The organism is Actinomadura meridiana, assembly GCF_039537545.1.
GTDB lineage: Bacteria > Actinomycetota > Actinomycetes > Streptosporangiales > Streptosporangiaceae > Spirillospora > Spirillospora meridiana.
The window spans coordinates 883,569-904,504 of sequence record NZ_BAABAS010000005.1 but is presented as its reverse complement, the minus strand read 5'-3'; the positions used below and the strand labels follow the sequence as shown (position 1 = coordinate 904,504).

Annotated in this window: 21 protein-coding genes; 4 read left to right on the top strand and 17 right to left on the bottom strand. The window is 70.5% G+C overall.

Features of this window, described 5'->3' with window-relative positions; translation table 11 throughout:
* Positions 1-34: 34 nt before the first annotated feature.
* The 3 genes from ABD808_RS13460 to ABD808_RS13450 form a co-directional block, all read right to left on the bottom strand.
* A complete protein-coding gene (locus ABD808_RS13460) occupies positions 35-472 on the bottom strand; it encodes a hypothetical protein (RefSeq protein WP_344895323.1) in 438 nt (145 codons plus the stop codon).
* A 65-nt stretch (positions 473-537) separates the two neighbouring features.
* Positions 538-1,269, bottom strand: a complete 732-nt coding sequence (locus tag ABD808_RS13455; RefSeq protein WP_344895320.1) for a hypothetical protein — start codon at positions 1,267-1,269, stop codon at positions 538-540.
* 127 nt (positions 1,270-1,396) lie between these two features.
* The gene (locus ABD808_RS13450; protein ID WP_344895317.1) at positions 1,397-1,993 is read right to left on the bottom strand and encodes an HD domain-containing protein; all 597 of its coding nucleotides are present in this window, start codon (positions 1,991-1,993) and stop codon (positions 1,397-1,399) included.
* A 421-nt stretch (positions 1,994-2,414) separates the two neighbouring features.
* Here ABD808_RS13450 and ABD808_RS13445 point away from each other — a divergent pair, with 421 nt between their 5' ends.
* Entirely contained in the window at positions 2,415-3,359 is a 945-nt protein-coding gene (locus ABD808_RS13445) for a hypothetical protein (protein WP_344895314.1), read from the top strand.
* Between the two features lie 42 nt (positions 3,360-3,401).
* On the opposite strand, the gene gndA is transcribed toward ABD808_RS13445, so the two are convergent.
* Positions 3,402-4,829 carry an NADP-dependent phosphogluconate dehydrogenase gene (gene gndA, locus ABD808_RS13440; RefSeq protein WP_344895311.1) on the bottom strand — a complete coding sequence of 476 codons (1,428 nt, stop codon included), beginning with the start codon at positions 4,827-4,829 and terminating at the stop codon, positions 3,402-3,404.
* A gap of 157 nt (positions 4,830-4,986) precedes the next feature.
* Between gndA and ABD808_RS13435 the strand changes: the two genes are divergently transcribed.
* Complete coding sequence (locus ABD808_RS13435) at positions 4,987-5,781, top strand: HAD family hydrolase (protein WP_344895422.1); 795 nt, start codon at positions 4,987-4,989, stop codon at positions 5,779-5,781.
* Positions 5,778-8,177, top strand: coding sequence for a glycoside hydrolase family 65 protein (locus ABD808_RS13430; protein ID WP_344895308.1), 2,400 nt, complete (start codon positions 5,778-5,780; stop codon positions 8,175-8,177). The genes ABD808_RS13435 and ABD808_RS13430 overlap by 4 nt, the downstream gene beginning before the upstream one ends.
* A gap of 78 nt (positions 8,178-8,255) precedes the next feature.
* Here the strand turns inward: ABD808_RS13430 and soxR are convergent, their stop codons facing one another.
* The 6 genes from soxR to ABD808_RS13400 all read right to left on the bottom strand — a co-directional run bounded on the left by soxR (position 8,256) and on the right by ABD808_RS13400 (position 14,048).
* Positions 8,256-8,801: a redox-sensitive transcriptional activator SoxR gene (gene soxR / locus ABD808_RS13425; protein WP_344895305.1), complete on the bottom strand. Its 546-nt coding sequence runs from the start codon at positions 8,799-8,801 to the stop codon at positions 8,256-8,258.
* Positions 8,802-8,897: 96 nt separating this feature from the next.
* Complete coding sequence (locus ABD808_RS13420; protein WP_344895302.1) at positions 8,898-10,715, bottom strand: phosphoenolpyruvate carboxykinase (GTP); 1,818 nt, start codon at positions 10,713-10,715, stop codon at positions 8,898-8,900.
* Between the two features lie 220 nt (positions 10,716-10,935).
* Positions 10,936-11,997 carry an ABC transporter ATP-binding protein gene (locus ABD808_RS13415; protein ID WP_344895299.1) on the bottom strand — a complete coding sequence of 354 codons (1,062 nt, stop codon included), beginning with the start codon at positions 11,995-11,997 and terminating at the stop codon, positions 10,936-10,938.
* Entirely contained in the window at positions 11,994-12,809 is an 816-nt protein-coding gene (locus ABD808_RS13410; protein WP_344895296.1) for an ABC transporter permease, read from the bottom strand. The genes ABD808_RS13415 and ABD808_RS13410 overlap by 4 nt, the downstream gene beginning before the upstream one ends.
* An 8-nt stretch (positions 12,810-12,817) precedes the next feature.
* The gene (modA, locus tag ABD808_RS13405; protein ID WP_344895294.1) at positions 12,818-13,600 is read right to left on the bottom strand and encodes a molybdate ABC transporter substrate-binding protein; all 783 of its coding nucleotides are present in this window, start codon (positions 13,598-13,600) and stop codon (positions 12,818-12,820) included.
* A 40-nt stretch (positions 13,601-13,640) separates the two neighbouring features.
* Positions 13,641-14,048: a TOBE domain-containing protein gene (locus tag ABD808_RS13400; protein WP_344895291.1), complete on the bottom strand. Its 408-nt coding sequence runs from the start codon at positions 14,046-14,048 to the stop codon at positions 13,641-13,643.
* A gap of 202 nt (positions 14,049-14,250) precedes the next feature.
* On the opposite strand from ABD808_RS13400, the gene ABD808_RS13395 reads away from it, so the two are divergent.
* Complete coding sequence (locus ABD808_RS13395) at positions 14,251-14,865, top strand: hypothetical protein (RefSeq protein WP_344895288.1); 615 nt, start codon at positions 14,251-14,253, stop codon at positions 14,863-14,865.
* Between the two features lie 9 nt (positions 14,866-14,874).
* On the opposite strand, the gene der is transcribed toward ABD808_RS13395, so the two are convergent.
* The 7 genes from der to ABD808_RS13360 all read right to left on the bottom strand — a co-directional run bounded on the left by der (position 14,875) and on the right by ABD808_RS13360 (position 20,885).
* Complete coding sequence (gene der / locus ABD808_RS13390; protein WP_425548918.1) at positions 14,875-16,269, bottom strand: ribosome biogenesis GTPase Der; 1,395 nt, start codon at positions 16,267-16,269, stop codon at positions 14,875-14,877.
* 33 nt (positions 16,270-16,302) lie between these two features.
* Positions 16,303-16,965: a (d)CMP kinase gene (gene cmk, locus ABD808_RS13385; RefSeq protein WP_344895283.1), complete on the bottom strand. Its 663-nt coding sequence runs from the start codon at positions 16,963-16,965 to the stop codon at positions 16,303-16,305.
* 51 nt (positions 16,966-17,016) lie between these two features.
* Positions 17,017-18,156 carry a prephenate dehydrogenase gene (locus ABD808_RS13380; protein WP_425548917.1) on the bottom strand — a complete coding sequence of 380 codons (1,140 nt, stop codon included), beginning with the start codon at positions 18,154-18,156 and terminating at the stop codon, positions 17,017-17,019.
* Positions 18,157-18,271: 115 nt separating this feature from the next.
* Positions 18,272-18,634, bottom strand: a complete 363-nt coding sequence (gene aroH / locus ABD808_RS13375) for a chorismate mutase (protein ID WP_344895277.1) — start codon at positions 18,632-18,634, stop codon at positions 18,272-18,274.
* Positions 18,635-18,662: 28 nt separating this feature from the next.
* Positions 18,663-19,394 carry a pseudouridine synthase gene (locus ABD808_RS13370; protein ID WP_344895274.1) on the bottom strand — a complete coding sequence of 244 codons (732 nt, stop codon included), beginning with the start codon at positions 19,392-19,394 and terminating at the stop codon, positions 18,663-18,665.
* Positions 19,391-19,975 (bottom strand): SMC-Scp complex subunit ScpB, encoded by a 585-nt coding sequence (scpB, locus tag ABD808_RS13365; protein ID WP_344895270.1) that lies wholly within the window; start codon positions 19,973-19,975, stop codon positions 19,391-19,393. Before scpB ends, ABD808_RS13370 begins: the two co-directional genes overlap by 4 nt.
* Positions 19,968-20,885 (bottom strand): segregation and condensation protein A, encoded by a 918-nt coding sequence (locus ABD808_RS13360; RefSeq protein ID WP_344895419.1) that lies wholly within the window; start codon positions 20,883-20,885, stop codon positions 19,968-19,970. The genes scpB and ABD808_RS13360 overlap by 8 nt, the downstream gene beginning before the upstream one ends.
* Positions 20,886-20,936 lie beyond the last annotated feature (51 nt).

The following is a 20,936-nucleotide window of genomic DNA, read 5'->3' as shown; positions in this document are numbered from 1 at the left end:
ATGCAGCACCCAAACCCACCAGAAATCCACCTCTTCAGCCCAGCGGCTTAACTAAATGGCATTGGGTCCTGAGCTTGCCAGTAGGCATTCCGGAGACGATCCGCCGAAACCGCTTCCTACCGCCGTGCTTCTCGCGAGTCTTAGCCTGTGCGAAATCTAAATCCTCGATACCGATGGCCTGAACCTGGCACCGCTTGACCCAGTGCAGCAGTCGGGTGATGGCATGCCGTATCTGCGCGTCCCGGTGGGTGGTGCCCCCGGAAAGGTCAAAGAAGAATTGGCGCGGGTCGCCGACAGGATTGCCGTGACCGTCGAGCCGGTAAGCGGCGAAATGATCAGCGTTGGTGTCCACACCAACAACACCCTTGGTACGTGCGGCTTCCAGCGGGATTGTCTTCAGCGTGGGGCAGGTCCACGATGCGGTCAAGTACCAGCGGTTTCGCTCAACATCCAGGTGGATGCGGTAGGCCACCGCCCGGTTCACCGAAACGCGGTCTCGCCACTGAGCACCCCGGTGCTGGAATCGCACCCTGCAGGTCAGAACGTACCGGTCATGCTTGGTGTTGGCCAGGTGCCGCAGCGACGCGGGCAATCTGATCGAGACGTCGCCGTCCAGCGTGACGCGGATGTTTCGTTCCCGAAAAGTTTCCCCGATTCACCGTCAGCGGCCAGGAACCAGCGCGATGCCTCCCAGCGCTGCCGCCATCGCTCTGGGGTGAGTTCGGCGGCTTGGAGGTTGTTGCGGCTGTTGAGCATCCGTCGCCCACCACGCACGACGTGGACTACACCCGCTTCACACTCGGTACGTGCCACGGCCAGGCGGTGTTCCAGGATCGACAGACGCCGAGATTTACAGAACCACTCGCGCCGGGATCTGTACCCACCGGGTGCCCGTTTGGTGCCCTTTCCCCCGATGGGTAACGACAGGCGCTGCTTCAGAATCCGCACACCGGCTTCAAGGGAACGGATGTGCGCGAGTTGACAACGTCGAGACAGCACCCACTGATCATGGCTGGCTTTGGTGATCGACCCGGCCCACCGCGCCGACGACTCCGCCGTCAACTCACGCTTACGGGCCGCCCAACGATCCGCATCGTGATCCAGCGCATCGGTACACCGGATCTTCAGATCACGGCTGGCCAGCGACCCCAACTGCGCGCCAACCAACCGCAGCACCCGATCATCTTCCAGCGAGAGGCCTTTCAATCGGTCGCGCACCGTCACCCCCGACGGCCCGGCCGCCACGAACGGCGGAGCGAACGAACGCACCCAGCCTCCCGTGTCCACTTTGAGCAACCCCGACTCAATGACGTAACCGATCGACTACACTAGGACATATTGTTCGAACGTGCAATCGACCCGTCCCGATCACGCGCCGTTTCCGATTGGCCTGGCGTCACACCAGCGCGTGGCCGTGCCGGTCCGCGATCGGCCCGAGTTCGGGCTCCCCGAAGTACTCGCGCATTGACTTGAAGATCGTGACCTTGTCCTCGCCGAATCGCCGCACGTGGGCGGCGTAGGACTCCGCGCTGACGAACACCGGCGGATTCGTCTTGCTGTGAAACTTGTCGGCGTACATCACAAGCCACTCTTCCAGCGACTCGGCGACATAATCATCGAGAGGCAGCGGAAGCCGCTGCCTCTCGATGTCGTCCCGTGTCAGCCCCACACCCGTATGGCGAGAACAGAATCGGCGGATGACTTCGGGTAGGCCCTCATGGCGAAGGATCTCGTGCCCCAGTACACCGTGGAGGATGTAACTCGTGTGGTCGAGTTGTCCGGTTGCGTCGTAGAGTTCGTAGACGCCGATGTCGTGCAGCAGGCACCCGGCCCGGACAAGATCCCGGTCAAGGTCGAGCCCCGCACCGTCCATGATCCGCTCGGCGATCTCGCACACGATCGCGCAGTGTTTCCAGACGACGTCGAACACCTCTGGGCTTGGCGCATACCGCTCGTGCAACACCCGGATCTCGTCTTCTCTCGGAACCCGCACCACACAAGCCTATGTTCGCGGGCGCCCTCCGCAGAGCCTCCGCGACGCTCTCATCAACGTCCGGCACGTCCATCGCCAGCCACCGCAACCGCTCCGCGGCGTCCCGAACGCTCATCCCGGCCCTACGCGACGCTCGCAAGCGGGCCGCCAGAACCACCCATCGGCCAGTTGGGGACAGGGGCCCGGCAAGGACCCGCTGGACAGGGCAAGCCGCCGGGCGCCGTCGAAAAGTGGGTTGCTGAAATCGGGTTTTCCAGGTTTTCCGCAATCGCGGATCGTAGGGCGACCTGTGGCTTCGACGTCATTCGAACGGTCCTGGCGGCGTTCGACGGAGGCGTCGGAGGGCGAAGGGAATTACCATCCGCAGATCAGACATTAGGTCGCGTCATGCCGACATGGCTCCGCCCGAGCGAGGTCCCCCGTGAAACGTACCGGCCGCCTGACCCTGCTGACCGCATCCGTCGCCCTGGCACTGGTGCCCGGCCCCCTGGCCGCGGCCGCACCCGTGCCGAGCAGCCCCGTCGTGCGGGCGCCCGTCTGTTATGACGAGCCGTCGACGCCGGGGGCCGACATCAGCGATCTCAAATCTCGCTTCACCCGGTCGAACTGGATGCCGACTCTCCAGGAAATGTACAAGCGGCGCTGGCCCAGCGGGCAGAAGCTGGCCATAGCGCAGGCGAATGACAAGTACTGGGAACAGTTCGTGCAGACCGGGAGCTTCGAGGCGTTCGCCGAGTCGATGATGGTGGCGATCCACGAGGAGACCCATATGTGGGACCTGGACGCGTCCAGGACCCAGTGGGACGACCACACCGCCGCCTGGATCAACGCCTCGCGGCAGGACACGAACGTGCCGCTGCACGGTGGCTTCGCGCGCAAGGAGATCCTGCCGCTGATCACCGACAAGTACAGCGACAGCATGGACGGCATCTACCTGCGTGACTCCCAGCAGGGCGCGTACAAGCTGCAAGGTGTGCTCGCGGAGCAGAACGCCGGGCTGACGGGGCTCCCCGCCGTCACCGTTGTGCAGGAGTACATCAAGGGAATCGGGGCCAGCAACGCGCGGGACATCGCCGCCACCAATCTGCGGTACCTGCTGCTCTACCTGCGCGTCGCCAAGGACAAGCACCCGGACTACTGGGCGCAGATCAAGAACGAGCCGAAACTGCGGGAACTCGCTCTGACGCAGTTCCTGCGCACGGCCTACTGGCTCGAAAAGTCCGCGCCGTACGCCGACAAACTTGGCAGCCCAGATGCCGACCGGATCACCGCGTCGAACTACTCCGCGGCGAACATCGCCATCATCGAGGAGTTCACCGGCGCCAAGGTGAACCGCGACACCAACAAGAACTGCACGGCCGCCTGAGCCCGGTCCCCAGCCCTCGCGGGACGAGGGCTGGGGGTTCGGTCAGGAGGTCACTTCGGTTCGGTCGCCGCCCCAGAGGGTGTGGAAGGTGCCGTCGCGGTCGACTCGGCGGTAGGTGTGGGCGCCGAAGAAGTCGCGTTGGCCCTGGGTCAGGGCCGCCGGGAGGCGTGGTGCTCTCAGTGAGTCGTAGTAGGCGAGCGCGGTGGAGAAGCCCGGGGCCGGAATGCCGAGCTTCGCGGCGATGGCGACGACGTCGCGCCAGGCATCCTGGGCGTCGCCGACCGCCTCGGCGAAGTGCGGGTCGGTGAGGAGGGTCGGGGTCTGCGGGTCGGCCTCGTAGGCGGCGCGGATGCGGTCGAGGAAGCGGGCGCGGATGATGCAGCCGCCGCGCCAGATGGTGGCCATGGCGCCGAGGTCGATGTTCCAGCCGTATTCGGCGCTGCCCGCCTGGATCTCGTGGAAGCCCTGCGCGTACGCGACGATCTTGGACGCGTAGAGGGCCTTCTCCACCGCGTCGGGGAGGCCGGACGACGAGACGGCACCCGTGCGGGACGGGCCCGGAAGGTGCTGTGAGGCCTCGCGGAGGGCGGCGTGGCCGGAGACGGCGCGGGCGAAGACCGCCTCGGCGATGCCGCCGACGGGGACGCCGAGGTCGAGGGCCGTTTGCACGGTCCAGCGGCCGGTGCCCTTCTGTTCGGCCTGGTCGAGGACGACGTCCACGAACGGCTTGCCGGTGGCGGCGTCGGTGTGCGCGAGGACCTCGGCGGTGATCTCGATCAGGTAGGACTCCAGGCGGCCGGTGTTCCAGGTGCGGAAGACCTCGGCGATCTCGGCGGGGGCCAGCCCGGCGGCGTGCCTGAGCAGGTCGTAGGACTCCGCGATCAGCTGCATATCGGCGTATTCAATGCCGTTGTGCACCATCTTCACGAAATGTCCGGCGCCATCAGGGCCGACATGAGTACAACACGGCGTTCCGTCTACTTTGGCGGAAATGTCCTCCAACAGCGGGCCCAGTGCCTCATAGGACTCGGGTGAGCCGCCCGGCATGATGCTCGGGCCGTGCAGCGCGCCCTCCTCGCCGCCGGAGACGCCGGTCCCGACGAAGTGGATGCCGCGTTCGCGGAGCGCGGCCTCGCGGCGGCGGGTGTCGACGAAGTTGGCGTTGCCGCCGTCGACGATCATGTCGCCGGGCTCCAGCAGCGGGGCGAACTCGTCGATCACGGCGTCGGTCGGGCCGCCCGCCTTCACCATGATGACCAGGCGTCGGGGGCGTTCGAGGGACGCCACGAACTGCTCGGGCGTCTCGGCCGGGACGAACGTGCCCTCGTCGCCGAACTCGTCCATCAAGGACTTGGTCCGCGCCGAGGTGCGGTTGTGGACGGCGACGGAATGTCCGTGGCGGGCGAGGTTGCGGGCCAGGTTGCGGCCCATCACCGCCAGTCCCGTGACGCCGATACGCGCCGTTTCCATTGGCTCGCTCCTTCTCGTATGCCACCCTGATCAAGGGGTTGTACGCGGATTCCCGATCCCCTCGTTCGAGCGTCGGCTTTGGCATGCCCGCACGCGGGCATGGAGCGGGACGCGCGTCGAGGATCTCTTCAATGGTGACATTCTTCTGGGGGTGCGGATGCTAGGACTGCCGGACGAGGCAGCGGCGTGTCTGTTCGATCTCGACGGTGTGCTGACCAGGACCGCGGCCGTGCACGCCGCCGCCTGGAAGGAGATGTTCGACGGGTTTCTGCGGGACCGTGCGGCACGGGCGGTCCCGGGGGGTGTGGGGGGTCGTCCCCCCACAGGAGACCCTGCCGGTGAGGCGTTCGTCGAGTTCGACGCGGTGAAGGACTACGGTCGGTACGTCGACGGCAAGAAGCGCGAGGACGGGACACGGTCGTTCCTGGAGTCGCGCGGCATCGAGCTGCCGGAGGGCGACCCGGACGATCCCCCGGAACGGGAGACGATCCGGGGGCTCGGCAACCGGAAGAACACCCTCATCCTCAAGATCATCGAGGAGCGGGGCGTCGAGACGTTCGACGGCTCGATCGACTATGTTCGCGCGGCGCGGGAGGCGGGGTTGCGGACGGCCGTGGTGTCGTCCAGCGCCAACACCGTCCAGGTGCTGCGGACGGTCGGCATCACCGACCTGTTCGACGCGCGGGTCGACGGGGTGGTCGCGGCCGAGCGGCACCTGCCCGGCAAGCCCGCGCCCGACATGTTCCTCGAAGGGGCGCGTGAGTTGGGCGTCCCGGCGGAGCGGGCCGTGGTGTTCGAGGACGCGCTCGCGGGCGTCCAGGCGGGGCGGGCCGGCGGGTTCGCCTACGTTGTGGGCGTGAACCGGGTCGACGACGCGCACGCCAAGGGTCTCGCCGAGCACGGCGCGGACATCGTGGTGTCCGACCTGTCCGAACTGATGGAGGGCAAGTGACAGAGGCGGATGGGTTGAACGCGGCCGACCGGCCCGTGTTCACGGTGGAACCCTGGTGCGTGCGGGAGCCTGAGCTCCGGCTCGACAGGCTGGCGCAGACCGAGTCGGTGTTCGCGCTGTCCAACGGGCATGTGGGGATGCGCGGCAACCTCGACGAGGGCGAGCCGCACGGGTTGCCGGGCACGTATCTGAACTCGTTCTACGAGCAGCGGCCGCTGCCGCACGCCGAGGCGGCCTACGGCTACCCGGAGTCGGGGCAGACGGTCATCAACGTCACCAACGGCAAGGTGATCCGGCTGCTGGTGGACGACGAGCCGCTGGACGTGCGGTACGGCCGCGTCCTGCATCACGAGCGGGTCCTGGACATGCGGGAGGGCACGCTCACCCGGCAGGTCGAGTGGACGTCCCCGGCCGACAAGACGATCAGGGTGACGTCGGTCCGGATCGTGTCGCTGACGCAGCGGGCCGTCGCGGCGGTCTGCTACGAGGTCGAGCCGGTGGACGGCGCCGTCCGTGTGGTCGCGCAGTCGGAGCTGGTGGCCAACGAGGCGCTGCCGGGCGGCGGCAAGGACCCGCGCTCGTCGGCGATCCTGGAGAGCCCGCTCGTCAGCGAGGAGCACGTCGCCAACGGCACCAAGGTCCTGCTGCTGCACCGCACGCGCCACAGCGGGCTGCGGATGGCGGCGGGCATGTCGCACCACATCGAGGGCCCGGAGTCGATGGCGATCGACACCGAGAGCTCCCGGGACGTCGGGCGGCTGACGGTCGCGACCCGGCTTGAGCCGGGGCAGAAGTTGCGGATCGTCAAGTACATAGCGTACGGGTGGTCGAGCCGCCGGTCGCGTCCGGCGCTGCACGACCAGGTGGTCGGGGCGTTGGCGGGCGCGCGGCAGACCGGCTGGGACGGGCTGCTCGCCGAGCAGCGCCAGTACCTGGACGAGTTCTGGGAGGGCGCGGACGTCGAGGTCGAGGGCGACGCGGAGATCCAGCAGGCCGTCCGGTTCGGGCTGTTCCACGTCATGCAGGCGGGCGCCCGCGCGGAACGTCGCATGATCCCGGCGAAGGGCCTGACGGGCCCCGGGTACGACGGTCACACCTTCTGGGACACCGAGACGTTTGTCATGCCGGTCCTGACGTACACGTCGCCGGGCGCGGCGGCGGACGCGCTGGCGTGGCGGCACATGACGCTGCCGCTCGCGGTGGAGCGCGCCACACAGCTCGGCCTGGACGGCGCCGCGTTCCCGTGGCGGACGATCCGGGGCCACGAGTGTTCGGGCTACTGGCCCGCGGGCACCGCCGCGTTCCACATCAACGCCGACATCGCCGACGCGGTCGTCCGGTATGTGGACGCCACCCGCGACGAGCAGTTCGAGCGGGAGATCGGCCTGGACATCCTGGTGCAGACCGCCCGGCTGTGGCGCAGCCTCGGCCACCACGACGTGGGCGGCGTGTTCCGCATCGACGGTGTCACGGGCCCCGACGAGTACAGCGCGGTCGTGGACAACAACGTCTACACCAACCTCATGGCGCGCCGTAATCTCCAGGAGGCCGCGGAGATGGCGATGCGCCATCCGGACGTGGCCGACCGGCTGGGCGTGGACGCCGAGGAGGCCGCGTCGTGGCGGGACGCGGCGGCGGCGATGCTGATTCCCTACGACGACCGGCTCGGCGTGCATCCGCAGAGCGAGGGGTTCACGAACCACGCCCGCTGGGACTTCGCGGCCACCAAACCCGACCACTACCCGCTGCTGCTGAACTTCCCGTACTTCGACCTGTACCGCAAGCAGGTCATCAAGCAGGCCGACCTGGTGCTGGCGATGCATCTGTGCGGGGAGACGTTCACCGAGGAGGAGAAGGTCCGCAACTTCGCCTACTACGAGGGGCTGACGGTCCGTGACTCCTCGCTGTCGGCGCAGACGCAGGCGGTCGTGGCGGCGGAGGTCGGGCAGCTGGAACTGGCCCACGACTACCTCGGCGAGACCGCGCTGCTCGACCTGCACGACCTGAACCGCAACACCCGCGACGGCCTGCACATCGCCTCGATGGCGGGCGGCTGGAGCGGTCTGGTCGCCGGGTTCGGCGGGATGCGGGCGGGCGGCGGTGAGCTGCGGTTCGCGCCGCGGCTGCCGGGCGGGATCAGCAGGCTGGCGTTCCGGATGCGGTACCGGGGCAGCCTGATCAAGGTCAACGTGACGGCGGAGACGGCGAACTACGAGCTGCTGGACGGCCCCGGCCTCAAGCTGTGGCACCACGGCGAGCAGTTCACGCTGGGGGACGAGCCGATCGAGTTGCCGATCGAGCCGATCCCGGCGCGTCCGGCGGTGACGCAGCCGCCCGGACGGGAGCCGATGCCGCGCCGCATCGACCCGCACGGAAGGGACCCGCGCCGCCGCTAGGGCCGGGCCGCAGTGAGGGCCCTGCCTCGGTCAGGGCCCCACAGCCAGGCCCCGCGTTTCCGTCAGGCCCCGCCCCGGTCAAGAGCCGGATGCGGCGCGGCAGACGGGTGCGCAGGAGTCCGGCAGGTCGCGTGCCTCGGGCGCGTCCCCCCGTGGGCGGGACGCGCCGCGCCGGACCAGAAGCCGGCGCGGCCCCGGCCCCTCGTCGCCGAGCCGGTCGAAGGGGTTCGCGAGGGCGCACTTGTTGATCGACAGGCAGCCGCAGCCGATGCAGTCGGTGAGGTCGTCGCGGAGCCGTTCGAGCTGGCGGATCCGGTCGTCCAGGGTGCCGCGCCAGGTCTCCGACAGGTGCGCCCAGTCGTCCACCGTGGGGGTGCGCCCCTCCGGGAGGGTGCTGAGGGCGTCGCGGATGTCGCTGAGCGGGATGCCGACGCGCTGCGAGACCTTGATGAACGACACGCGGCGGAGGGTGTCGCGGCTGAAGCGCCGCTGGTTGCCCGCCGTGCGGCGGCTGCTGATCAGGCCCTTGGCCTCGTAGAAGTGCAGCGCCGAGACGGCCACGCCGCTCCGTTCGGCGAGCTGCCCGACGGTCAGTTCGTGCAACCGGTGCTCTAGCCGCGTCATGACCGAATCCTATGCGAGCTCAACCACGGTCGAGGTTCACCGGGAGACGCCCGCCCACCGGAACCACCGGCGGACGGGCGCGAAACCCTGGATGGGTCAGTGCTCCAGGCGGCGGACGAGGTCGTGGTACTCGTCCCACAGCGCCTGCGGCATGTGGTCACCGAACTTCTCGAAGTGCTCGGGGACGAGGGCGGCCTCCTGCTTCCACACCTCGGTGTCGACCGACAGCAGCATGTCCAGGTCGGCGTCGTCGATGGACAGGCCCTCGGTGTCGAGCGCCTCCCGGGTCGGCAGGTGCCCGATCGGGGACTTGACGGCGTCGGCCTGCCCGTTGAGCCGCTCGACGATCCACTTCAGGACGCGGCTGTTCTCGCCGAACCCCGGCCAGACGAACTTGCCGTCGGCGTTCTTGCGGAACCAGTTGACGTAGTAGATCCGCGGCAGCTTCTCGGCGTCGGTCGCGTTGCCGATGTCGAGCCAGTGGCCGAAGTAGTCGCCCATGTTGTAACCGCAGAACGGCAGCATGGCGAACGGGTCGCGGCGCAGCTCGCCGACCCTGCCCTCGGCGGCGGCGGTCTTCTCCGACGCGACGTTCGCGCCGAGGAACACGCCGTGCTGCCAGTCGAACGACTCGGTGACGAGCGGGACGGCCGACGCGCGGCGCCCGCCGAACAGGATCGCCGAGATCGGGACGCCCTTCGGGTCCTCCCACTCGTCCGCGATGATCGGGCACTGCCCGGCCGGGGTGGTGAAGCGAGCGTTCGGGTGGGCGGCCGGGGTCTGCGACTCCGGCGTCCAGTCGTTGCCGCGCCAGTCGGTCAGGTGCGCGGGCGGCTCGTCGGTGAGGCCCTCCCACCACACGTCGCCGTCGTCGGTGAGCGCGACGTTGGTGAAGATGCTGTTGCCCCAGAGCGTCTTCACGGCGTTGGCGTTTGTGCTCGCGCCGGTCCCGGGCGCGACGCCGAAGAACCCGGCCTCCGGGTTGATCGCGTAGAGGCGGCCGTCGTCGCCGTACCGCATCCAGGCGATGTCGTCGCCGATGGTCTCGACGGTCCACCCGGGGACGGTCGGCTCCAGCATGGCGAGGTTGGTCTTGCCGCACGCCGACGGGAACGCGGCGGCGACGTAGCGGGTCTCCCCCTCCGGCGGCGTCAGCTTCAGGATGAGCATGTGCTCGGCCATCCAGCCCTCGTCGCGCGCCATCGTGGACGCGATGCGCAGCGCGTAGCACTTCTTGCCGAGGAGCGCGTTGCCGCCGTATCCGGACCCGTACGACCAGATCTCCCGGGTCTCGGGGAAGTGGGTGATGTACTTGGTGTCGCTACAGGGCCACGAGACGTCGGCCTGGCCCGGCTCCAGCGGCGCGCCCACCGAGTGGACGGCCTTGACGAACGATCCGCGCTCCTCGATCAGACGGAGTGCGGGGGTCCCCATCCGCGTCATGACCCGCATGGACACCGCGACGTAGGCGGAGTCGGTGATCTCCACGCCGAGCTGGGAGATCTCGCCGCCGAGCGGGCCCATGCAGAACGGCACCACGTACATGACGCGGCCCTTCATGCAGCCGTCGAAGAGCCCGTTGAGGGTCTGCTTCATCTCGGCGGGAGCGATCCAGTTGTTGGTCGGACCGGCGTCCTCCTCCTTCTCGGAGCAGATGAACGTGCGGTCCTCGACGCGCGCCACGTCGGTGGGGTCGGACGCGGCGTGGAAGCTGTTCGGACGTTTCGCGGGGTCGAGTCGCGTCAGCGTGCCCTGCTCCACGAGCAGCCCGGTCAGCCGCTCCCATTCGGCGTCCGAGCCGTCGCACCATTCGACGCGGTCCGGCTTGGTCAGCTCGGCGATCCCGCGTACCCACTCACTCAGTTCGGCGTGGCCGGTGGGGGCCTGGTCGGCCCCGGGGACCTGGTTGGACACGGGCAACTCCTTCAGCTGTTCGCAGATCTTTGCATGATGAACAAGACCGGCCGTTTTTGCCATTTGGTCTGGACCAATCCCGTCCGCGTTTGGGCCTTCCTGCCCGGTTTTGTGATTGATATCACTGGGATACCGACCGAACGCTCAGACGGCCCACCACGGCGCGCACAGTCGATCAAGCGCGGGGCGCGCGGTCGATCAAGCGCGGGGCGGCGGTCGATCAAGCTGGGTAAACGTGGGTCTCGGTGGCCTTCACGGCCGCCCAGACCGCGCTGCCCTCCGACAGTTCGAGTTCGGCGACGGCGGCCGGTGTCACGTCCGCGACGGCGTCGAAAGGCGGCCCGGACAAGCGGACCCGAACCCTGTCGCCGTGCCGCTCGACCGCCGCGATCCGGGCGCGCCACAAATTGCGGGGGCTTCCGTCGGGACGGGTCCGGTACAGCGCCACCGAGGATGGCGCGAACGCCAGGAACACCTCGCCGTCCAGCGAGTCGACGGTGTCGAGCGTCGCGCCGTCCGCGATGGTGACCGTGCCCGCCTCGGCGCGTCCCCGGTACAGGTTCAGTCCGACCAGGCGCGCGACGTAGTCGGTGCGGGGACGGCGGGCGACCTCGGCGGGCGTCCCCTCCTGGACGAGCCGTCCCTCCTCGACGACGACGATGCGGTCGGCCAGCACCATCGCGTCCAGCGGGTCGTGGGTGACCAGCACGGCCGCGCCCGCGAACCCGGCGAGGTGACGGCGCAGCGCGGCCCTGATCTCCATCCGCGTGTGGACGTCGAGGGCGGCGAGCGGCTCGTCCAGCAGGAGCAGCCCCGGGTCGACGGCCAGCGCGCGGGCGAGCGCGACCCGCTGCGCCTGTCCGCCCGACAGCGCCCGGGGCCGGGCGGACGCGAACCCGGCGAGCCCCACGCGGTCCAGCCAGTCGGCGGCCAGGTGGCGGGCGGCGCGGCGGCTCGCGCCCTGGCAGCGCGGCCCGAACGCGACGTTCTCCAGGGCGCTGAGGTGCGGGAACAGGAGGTAGTCCTGGAAGACCATGCCGATGCCCCGGCGGTCGGGCGGCAGCGGGCGCAGGTCGTCGCCGTCCAGCACGAGGTGCCCGCCGGACATCGGGACGAGCCCGGCCAAAGCGCGCAGCGCGGTGCTCTTGCCCGCCCCGTTCGGCCCGAGCAGCGCGACGACCTCGCCGGGCGCGGCGGTCAGCGCGAGATCGAGGTCGAACGTGCCGCGCCGCACCACGAGCCGCGCGTCCAGCCCCGCCTTCCCCGCTTCCGGTCGGCTCATGAGGTCGTGTCCAGCCAGCGGCCCCGTAGCGCGGCGAGGACGACGACCGACACCGCCAGCAGGACGACGCTGAGCACGATCGCGGCCTGCGGATCGGTCTCCAGCGCCAGGTAGACGGCCAGCGGCATCGTCTGCGTCCGGCCCGGGAAGTTGCCCGCGAACGTGATCGTCGCGCCGAACTCGCCGAGCGCCCGCGCCCAGCACAGCACCGCACCGGCCGCGACGCCCGGGGCGACCAGCGGCAGCGTGACCCGGCGGAAGATCGTCCAGCGGCCCGCGCCGAGGGTGGCGGCGGCCTCCTCGTAGCGCAGGTCGGCGGCGCGCAGCGCGCCCTCCACGCTGATCACCAGGAACGGCATGGCCACGAACGCCTCGGCGAGCACGACCCCGGCGGTGGTGAACGGCAGCGTGATCCCGAACGCGGAGTCGAGCCACTCACCGACCAGCCCGCGCCGTCCGAGGACCAGCAGCAACGCGACGCCGCCGACCACGGGCGGCAGCACCAGCGGCACCGTCACCAGGGCTCGGACGACTCCGACGCCCGGGAACGGGACCCGCGCCAGCGTCCAGGCCAACGGCACGCCGAACAGCACGCACAGCCCGGTGGCGAGCGTCGCGGTCAGCAGCGACAGGCGCAGCGCGTCGAGCACCTCGCCCTGCGCGAGCCGGGTGCCGAGCGTCGACCACGGGGCCCGGACGAGCAGCCCGGCGAGCGGCAGCACCAGGAACACGAGCCCGGCGAGGGCGGGCAGCAGCAGGATCCACGGTGGCCGCCCGACCGGCGCGTCGGCGCGCGTCCCCGAGCCCCTCACGGAGCCCCTCACGGAGCCTCGAAGCCCGCCCCGCTGAGCGCCGCCTTGCCCCGCGAGCCCAGCACGAGCCCGATGAACTCCTTCGCCAGCGCGGGTTTCGGCGCCTTGGCCACCTCGACGATCGGGTAGTCGTTGATGGCCCGCGCCGCCTCGGGGAACTCGATGCCCGTGACCTTCGCCCCGGCCGCCCTGACGTCGGTGCGGTAGACGAGCCCGGCGTCCGCCTCCCCGAGGCCGACCTTGGTGAGGACGGCCTTGACGTCCTTCTCCCGCGACGCGGGCTTCACCTCGACCCCGGCCGCGCCGAGCGCCTTCGTCGCCGCGGCCCCGCACGGCACCTGCACAGCGCACAGCACGACCTTGAGCCCCGGCCGGGACAGGTCGCCGACCTTGCCGACCTTGCCCGGGTTGTCCTTGGGGACGGCGATGACCAGGCGGTTCCTGATGAACACCTGGGGTGTCCCGGTGGCGTCACCGGCGTCCGTGACCGTCTTCATCGTGGCGGGGCTCGCGGACGCGAACACGTCCGCCGGGGCGCCCTGCGTGATCTGCTGCGCGAGGGTCGAACTGGCGCCGAAGTTGAGCCTGACCTTCACGCCGGGATGGGACGCCTCGAACGTCTTACTGAGGGAGGTGAACGTCTCGGTGAGGGACGCGGCGGCGAACACCGTGAGCGTCCCGCCGCCGTCACCCGCCTTGGCGGGCTCGTCGTCCACGTCGCCGCAGGCGGTGAGCGAGAGGGGCAGGGTCAGGGCGAACAGTGCGGCGGCCCCGGCGATCCACGTGCGCACGGATTCTCCTCGGTCTCGGGCTCAGGCTCTGTCGGGAGGTTCAGTCACGGTCCGGCAGTTCGACGATGACGGTGGTGGACTTCACGACCGCCTCGGCGACCACGCCGACCCTCAGCCCGAGGTCGTCGGCGGCCTCGCGGCTCATCAGCGACACGACCCGGAACGGGCCCGCCTGGATCTCGACCTGCGCCATCACGCCGTCGCGGACGACGTCGGTCACGATGCCCCGCATCCGGTTGCGCGCCGAGGAGAACCGTTCGCCGTGCTCGGACGGCGCCGTCCCCCGCGCCTGGTCGCGGACGAACGAGGCGAGGTCGGCGCCCGGCACGCGGCGGTGTCCGTGCTCGTCGCGCGCCGCCGGGAGCCGCCCGCCGTCCACCCAGCGCCGGACGGTGTCCGCGCTGACCCCGAGCAGCGCGGCCGCCTCACTGATCCTGAACGTCGTCACGCCCGACAGCTTATCCGTCCGCAAATGCGAGGCGAATAACGATGCAGAGACAGTATCTGCTAGTTGATATCTGCATGTTGTGTCGTAGATGCGAGCCGGGCACCGATGCCGCGGGGCTTGCCGTGTGGAGTGGGTTTGGGAGGGTAGGGGTGGTCTTAAACCAGACACCAGACACAACAAAGCCCGGTCAGGAGGAATGATCATGACTGGGACCATGCGCGCACCACGCTCCCGAGGCGGCCTCAGCGGCCTGCTGCTGGTGCTGCTCGGCCTTTGGGGCGGGCTGCTCCCCTTCGTCGGGCCCTACTTCGGGTTCGGCTTCAGTCCAGACGACACCTGGGTGTACGACACCGACCGGCTCCAGCTCGTCATCGCGCCCGCCGTGGCCGTGGTGCTGGGCGGGCTGATCGTGCTCGCCGCCGCCAACCGCGCGTTCGCCATGCTCGGCGGCTGGCTCGCCGCGCTCGGCGGCGCCTGGTTCGTCGTCGGCACGACCGTCGCCGCACTCTGGGACGTCAACGGGGTCGGCTCCCCGCTCGGCTCCGACGAAGGGCAGCGGGTCGCCGAGAACCTGTCCGGCTTCCTCGGACTCGGCGTCGTCATCGCGTTCCTCGCGGGCCTCGCGCTCGGCCGGTTCGCCGTGATCGGCGTCCGGGAGAGGCGGGGCGCGGCGGCGTCCGACGAACCCGGACAGACCGGGTCGGGCAAGACACAGCCGCTGGTCTTCGGACGGTACTCCCAGGAGAACCGGCCGCCCGCGCACGCCCGCGCCGCCGGTGACCGGCACATCGCGGGCGAGCGGCGGGACGACCCGTAACCCGTCCGGCTACTTCCGGCCGCCCTTGGACCGCTTCTCGCGGATCTTCATGGCGATGTCGAGCGGCGCTCCGGGAAATCCGAACTCCTCCCGGAGCCGCCGCTCGATGAACCGGCGGTAGCCCTCCTCAAGGAACCCGGAGGTGAACAGCACGAACCGCGGCGGCCGCACGCCCGCCTGCGTCGCGAACAGCACGCGGGGCTGCTTGCCGCCGCGGACCGGGTGCGGGTGCGAGCTGACCAGGTCGGCGAAGAACTGGTTGAGCTTGGACGTCGGGACGCGGGTCCCCCAGCCGTCCAGGGCCGTGTCGATCGCCGGGACGAACCGGTCCATGTGCCGCCCGGTCTTGGCGGAGACGTTCACGCGCGGCGCCCACCGGACGTGGTGCAGCTGCCGCTCGATCTCCCGTTCCAGGTAGTGGCGGCGCTCCTCGTCCAGCAGGTCCCACTTGTTGTAGGCGATGACCAGCGCCCGGCCCGACTCGACCACCATGGAGATGATCCGCAGGTCCTGCTCGGCGAGCTGCTCGGACCCGTCCACCAGCACGACCGCGACCTCGGCGCGTTCCAGCGCCGACCGGGTCCGCAGCGTGGCGTAGAAGTCGGCGCCCTGGTTCTCGCGGTGCCGCCGCCTGATCCCCGCCGTGTCGATGAACCGCCACGTCCGGCCGCCGAGGTCGATCAGCTCGTCGACGGGGTCGCGGGTGGTGCCCGCCACCGAGTCCACGACCGCGCGGGTCTCCCCCGCCAGCTGGTTCAGCAGGCTCGACTTGCCGACGTTCGGACGGCCCAGCAGCGCGATCCGGCGCGGCCCGCCCAGCTCCAGGAACGTCTCCGGCGGCGCCTCCTCCGGCAGGGCCGCGAGGACCGCGTCGAGCAGGTCGCCGCTGGCGCGGCCGTGCAGCGCGCTCACCGGGTGCGGCTCGCCGATGCCGAGCGACCACAGCGCCGCCGCGTCCGCCTCGGTCGCGGCGTTGTCGACCTTGTTGGCGACCAGCACCACCGGCTTGCCGGACCGGCGCAGGATCTCCACGACGGCCTCGTCGACGTCGGTGGCGCCGACGGTGGCGTCCACCACGAACATCACGACGTCGGCCAGGTCCACCGCGAGACGGGCCTGCTCGGCGATCGCCGCGGCGAGGCCCGCCGAGTCGGGCAGCCAGCCGCCGGTGTCGACGACGGTGAACCGGCGGCCGCTCCACGCCGCGTCGTAGGCGACCCGGTCGCGGGTCACGCCCGGGACGTCCTCCACGACGGCCTCACGGCGGCCCAGGATCCGGTTGACCAGGGTGGACTTGCCGACGTTCGGCCGCCCCACCACGGCCACGACCGGCGCCGGGCCCTCCTGCTCGTCGACGTCGAACCCGACGTCGACGGTCTCGATCTCGTTATCGCTCACAGTCATATGTCCCCACGGGAGGCCGCCAGGCCGCCCGTTCTACTCATGCTCTTTGGCGAGGCGGACGACCGCCTCGATGACCTCGGCGAGGCCCAGCTCCGTCGAGTCGATCTCGTGCGCGTCGCCCGCCCTCGTCAGCGGCGACGCCTTCCGGGTCGAGTCGAGCCGGTCGCGCCGCGCCTGCTCGGCCTGGGTGACCGACACCGTCGCGCCCGGGTCGGCCGCCAGGTCCTTCGCGCGGCGCGCCGCCCGGACCTGCTCGCTGGCGGTCAGGTACACCTTGACCGGCGCGTCCGGCACGACGACCGTGCCGATGTCGCGGCCCTCCACCACGATCCCCCCGGCGCCGATGATCTCCCGCTGGAGTTCGACGAGCCGGGCGCGGACCGCCGGGACGGAGCTGACGGCGCTCACCGCGTTGGTGACGTCGCGGGTGCGGATCGGGCCGGACACGTCCGTCCCGTCCACCGTGATCGTCGGCGCGTCCGGGTCGGTGCCGGACGCGATGACGGGCTCCCCCGCGCGGGCCGCTACGGCGGCCGCGTCCTCGACCGGCACCCCGCTCTCCAGCATCCACCACGTCATGGCGCGGTACATGGCGCCCGTGTCGAGGTAGCGGAGCCCGAGCGCGCGGGCGACGCCCTTGGACGCGCTTGACTTGCCCGACCCGGAGGGTCCGTCCATGGCGATGACGAGCGACACGATCGATCCCTCTCTAGTTCGTCGGACCAGGCTACCGGCCGCGCGGCACCGTCACGGCCCGCCCGGAGCCTGGGACGGCGGCACAGACGGGGAAGGAGACGGCACCGACCAGCCGCGGGCGCGCAGCTCGTCCGCGAGCAGCACGGCCGCCTCCGGCTCCACCGCCAGCTCCAGCACGCCCAGCGGGCGGCCCGGGGAGTGCTCGATCGTCACTTCCTCGATGTTGACGCCCGCGACCCCCGCCGCCTGGAAGATCATCGCGAGTTCGCCGGGACGGTCCGGGATCACGACCTGGACGGTCGCGTACGAAGGCTGGTCGCCGCCATGCTTGCCGGGGATGCGGGACCGGCCCGCGTTCCCGCGCAGCAGCAGGTCGGCGACGTGGGTGGCGGCCTCCTCGCTGCCGTCGCGCAGCAGCGACGCGGCCACCGCCAGGTCGGTCGCGACGGCCTCCAGCACGTCCGCGACGGGCTGGGAGTTCGCCGACAGAATGCCGATCCACAGCCGTGGGTCACTGGCCGCGATGCGGGTGACGTCCCGCACGCCCTGTCCGGACAGGCCGAGAGCCACGTCGTCGGCGCCGGTGAGCCGGGCCGCGACGGCGGCCGACACCACGTGCGGACCGTGCGAGACGAGTGCGACGGCCCGGTCGTGCTCGTCGGCGTCCACCTCGACGGGCATCGCGCCGCACGCCGTCGCCAGGGCCCGGACGGCCGCCACGGCCTCCGGCGACGCCGCCGGGGTCGCGCACAGCGCCCAGGGGCGGCCCAGGAACAGGTCGGCGCGGGCCGCGCTCGGCCCCGACCGTTCGCTGCCCGCCAGGGGATGGCCCGCCACGTACGTCGACAGATCGCAGCCGAGGTGCGTCGCCTGCGCCAGCGGCAGCGCCTTCACGCTCGCCACATCGGTGTAGGCGGTGGCCAGACGGCGTTTCTGCGCGTCCAGCAATGTCACCGCGACCGCAGCGGGCGGCACCGCCAGCACGGCCAGGTCGGCGGGCTCCGTACTCGCGCCGTCGGGGAGCGCCGTCCCGGCGCCCAACTCCACGGCCAGGCGCAGCGCCGCCGCGTCCCGGTCGGTCAGCAGCACCTCGGCGCCGCGCTCCCGCATGGCCAGGGCGATCGACGTGCCGATCAGTCCCGTCCCGACGACGACGATGCGCCGCGGCTCCACGTCCTCATCCACGGCCAAAACCCTACTGCGCCCTACCCATGCCTCACTCCGTTCGGGCGCTACTGCACCCGGCACATGCCTCACTCCGTTCGGGCGCTACTGCACCCGGCACATGCCTCACTCCGTTCGGGCGCTACTGCGCGATATCCAGCCGAAGCGCAGAAGCGCCCCGAAGGTACACGTGCTGGATCTCGGCGCGCGGGGCGTCGGTCTCGATGTGGGCCATCAGCCTGATCACGTGGGGCAGGGCGCCCGGGACGCCGATCTCCGTCGCGCACAGCAGCGGCACCTCGTGGAAGCCGAGCTTGCGGGCGGCGAGCGCCGGGAACTCCGCCGTCAGGTCCGGCGTCACCGTGAAGATCACGCTGATCACGTCGTCGGTGGTCAGCCCGTTGCGGGCCATCACCGCCGCGACCAGCTCCGTCGTCGCCTCCAGGATCTGGTCCCGGTCGTCGGCGTCGATCTGCGTCGCCCCCCGGACCGCGCGTACCGCCACAGCCGATCCCCCTTCTCGTGGTCCTGTCCTACAGCCCGACGGCCTTGTACAGCTCGCCGATCTCGTGCACCGTCAGCGCCCGCATCGTGCCCGGATGCAGCGACGCCAGCCTGATCGGCCCGAACTCGATCCGCGCCAGCTGCTGGACGGGGAACCCGACCTCCTTCAGCAGCCGCCGCACGATGTGCTTGCGTCCCTCGTGCAGGGTGATCTCGACCAGGACGCGCCTGCCGACCTGGTCGAAGATCCGGAACTTGTCGGCCTTGGCGGGCCCGTCGTCCAGCGTCACCCCGGCCCGCAGCCGCTTGCCGAGGTCGCGCGGGATCGGGCCGTGGATCTCCGCCAGATACGTCTTGCTGACCCCGTAGGACGGGTGCGTGAGCCGGTGCGACAGCTCCCCGTCGTTGGTCAGCAGGATCAGGCCCTCGGTGTCGGTGTCGAGACGGCCGACATGGAACAGCCGCTCGGGCACCTCCACGTAGTCGGCGAGGGACTTGCGGCCCCGCTCGTCCGACATCGTGGACACCACCCCGCGCGGCTTGTTGATCGCGTAGTAGCGCATCTCGGCACGGGTCTCGACCCGCTTGCCGTCGACGTGGATGACGGCGCGCTGCGGGTCGACGCGCTCACCGAACCGGAACACCTTCTTCCCGTCGACGGTGACGCGGCCCTCGCCGATCAGTTCCTCGCAGTGGCGGCGGCTGCCGATCCCGGCCTCGGCCAGGACCTTCTGCAGCCGCACGCCCTCGTTCTCGGTCACGTTCCCTCAACTATGTCTTCTGGCAGGTCGTCGGGCAGGTAGGGGGCCAGCTCGGGCAGCTCGTCCAGGTCACGGAGCCCGAGCCGTTCCAGGAAGTACCCGGTGGTGCGGTACAGGTGCGCCTGCGACTCGGGGTCCTGCCCGGCGTTCTCGATCAGGCCGCGCAGGGTCAGCGTGCGCATCACCCCGTCGCTGTTGACGCCGCGGATCGCCGACACCCGGGCCCGGCTCACCGGCTGCCGGTAGGCGACGACGGCGAGCGTCTCCAGCGCGGCCTGGGTGAGCCGCGCCTGCTGCCCGTCGGTGACGAACCGCTCGACGACCGGGGCGCACACGTCGCGGGTGTAGAACCGCCAGCCGCCGGCGACCTCCCTGAGATCGAACCCCCGGCCCTGCTCGGTATATTCCGCGGCGAGCTCCCGCAGCGTCTCCGCGACCTCGCCGCGTGGGCGTTCCAGCAGCTGCGCGAGCGTCAGCTCGGGGACGGGCTCGTCCACCACCAGCAGGATCGCCTCGATCGAGGCGCGCAGCCCCGGCAGGTCCGGAGCGTCCGGCGCGTCCGCGCCGGGTTCCTCAGTCATCGTCTCCCTCGTCCTTCCGGTCCTTCCCTGCTCCGTCCGGGGCCCTGTTGGCTGGCTTGTCGCCTGGCTTTTCGGGGGCGCCCTCGTAGTCGTCGCCGACCTCCACGTCGCCCTCGTCCGTGCCGACCCACTCGACGTGCAGCTCGCCGAGCGGCTCGTCCTGCTCGAACGTGACGTTCTTGTCGCGGTACAACTCCAGCAGGGCCAGGAACCGGGCGACGACCTCGTAGGTGCCCTCCGCGTCGGACGCGAGGACGCGGAACGTCGTCCGGCGCAGCCGCCGCAGCCGTTCCACGACGATCTCGGCCTGTTCCTTGACGCTGGCCTTCGGCTGGTACATGTGCTCGACGGAGACCGCGGGCGGCTCCCTCGGCGTGAGCGCCTTGGCGGCCAGCCGGGCGAACTCGTCGGGGCCGAGGCCGAGCAGCACCTCCGGCAGGACGTTGGCGAACTTCGGCTCCATCGGCACCAGGCGCGGGAACCGGCGGCTCGCGTCGGCGATCCGCGCGGCGATCACCCGCGCGACCTCCTTGTAGGCGCGGTACTGGAGGAGCCGCGCGAACAGAAGGTCGCGGGCGTCCAGCAAGGCCAGGTCGTCCTCGTCGTCGACCTCGCCGGACGGCAGCAGCCGGGCGGCCTTGAGGTCCAGGAGGGTCGCGGCGACCAGCAGGAAGTGGCTGGCCTGGTCGAGGTCCCAGTCCTTGCCGTGCGCGTGGATGTGCGCGATGAAGTCGTCGGTGACCTTGTGCAGGGACACCTCGGTGATGTCGAGCTTGTGTTTGGAGATCAGGCCGAGCAGCAGGTCGAACGGGCCGTCGAAGTTGTCCAGGTGGACGTGGAAGCCCTGCTCGTCCCCGGCCTCCTGACCGGGCTCTGCCTCCTGACCGGGCTCCGGCGACGTCTCGTCCACGTCGCTCACGGTAGCGGAGGCGGTCTCCCGCACTGTGCTCACCGGTCCTAT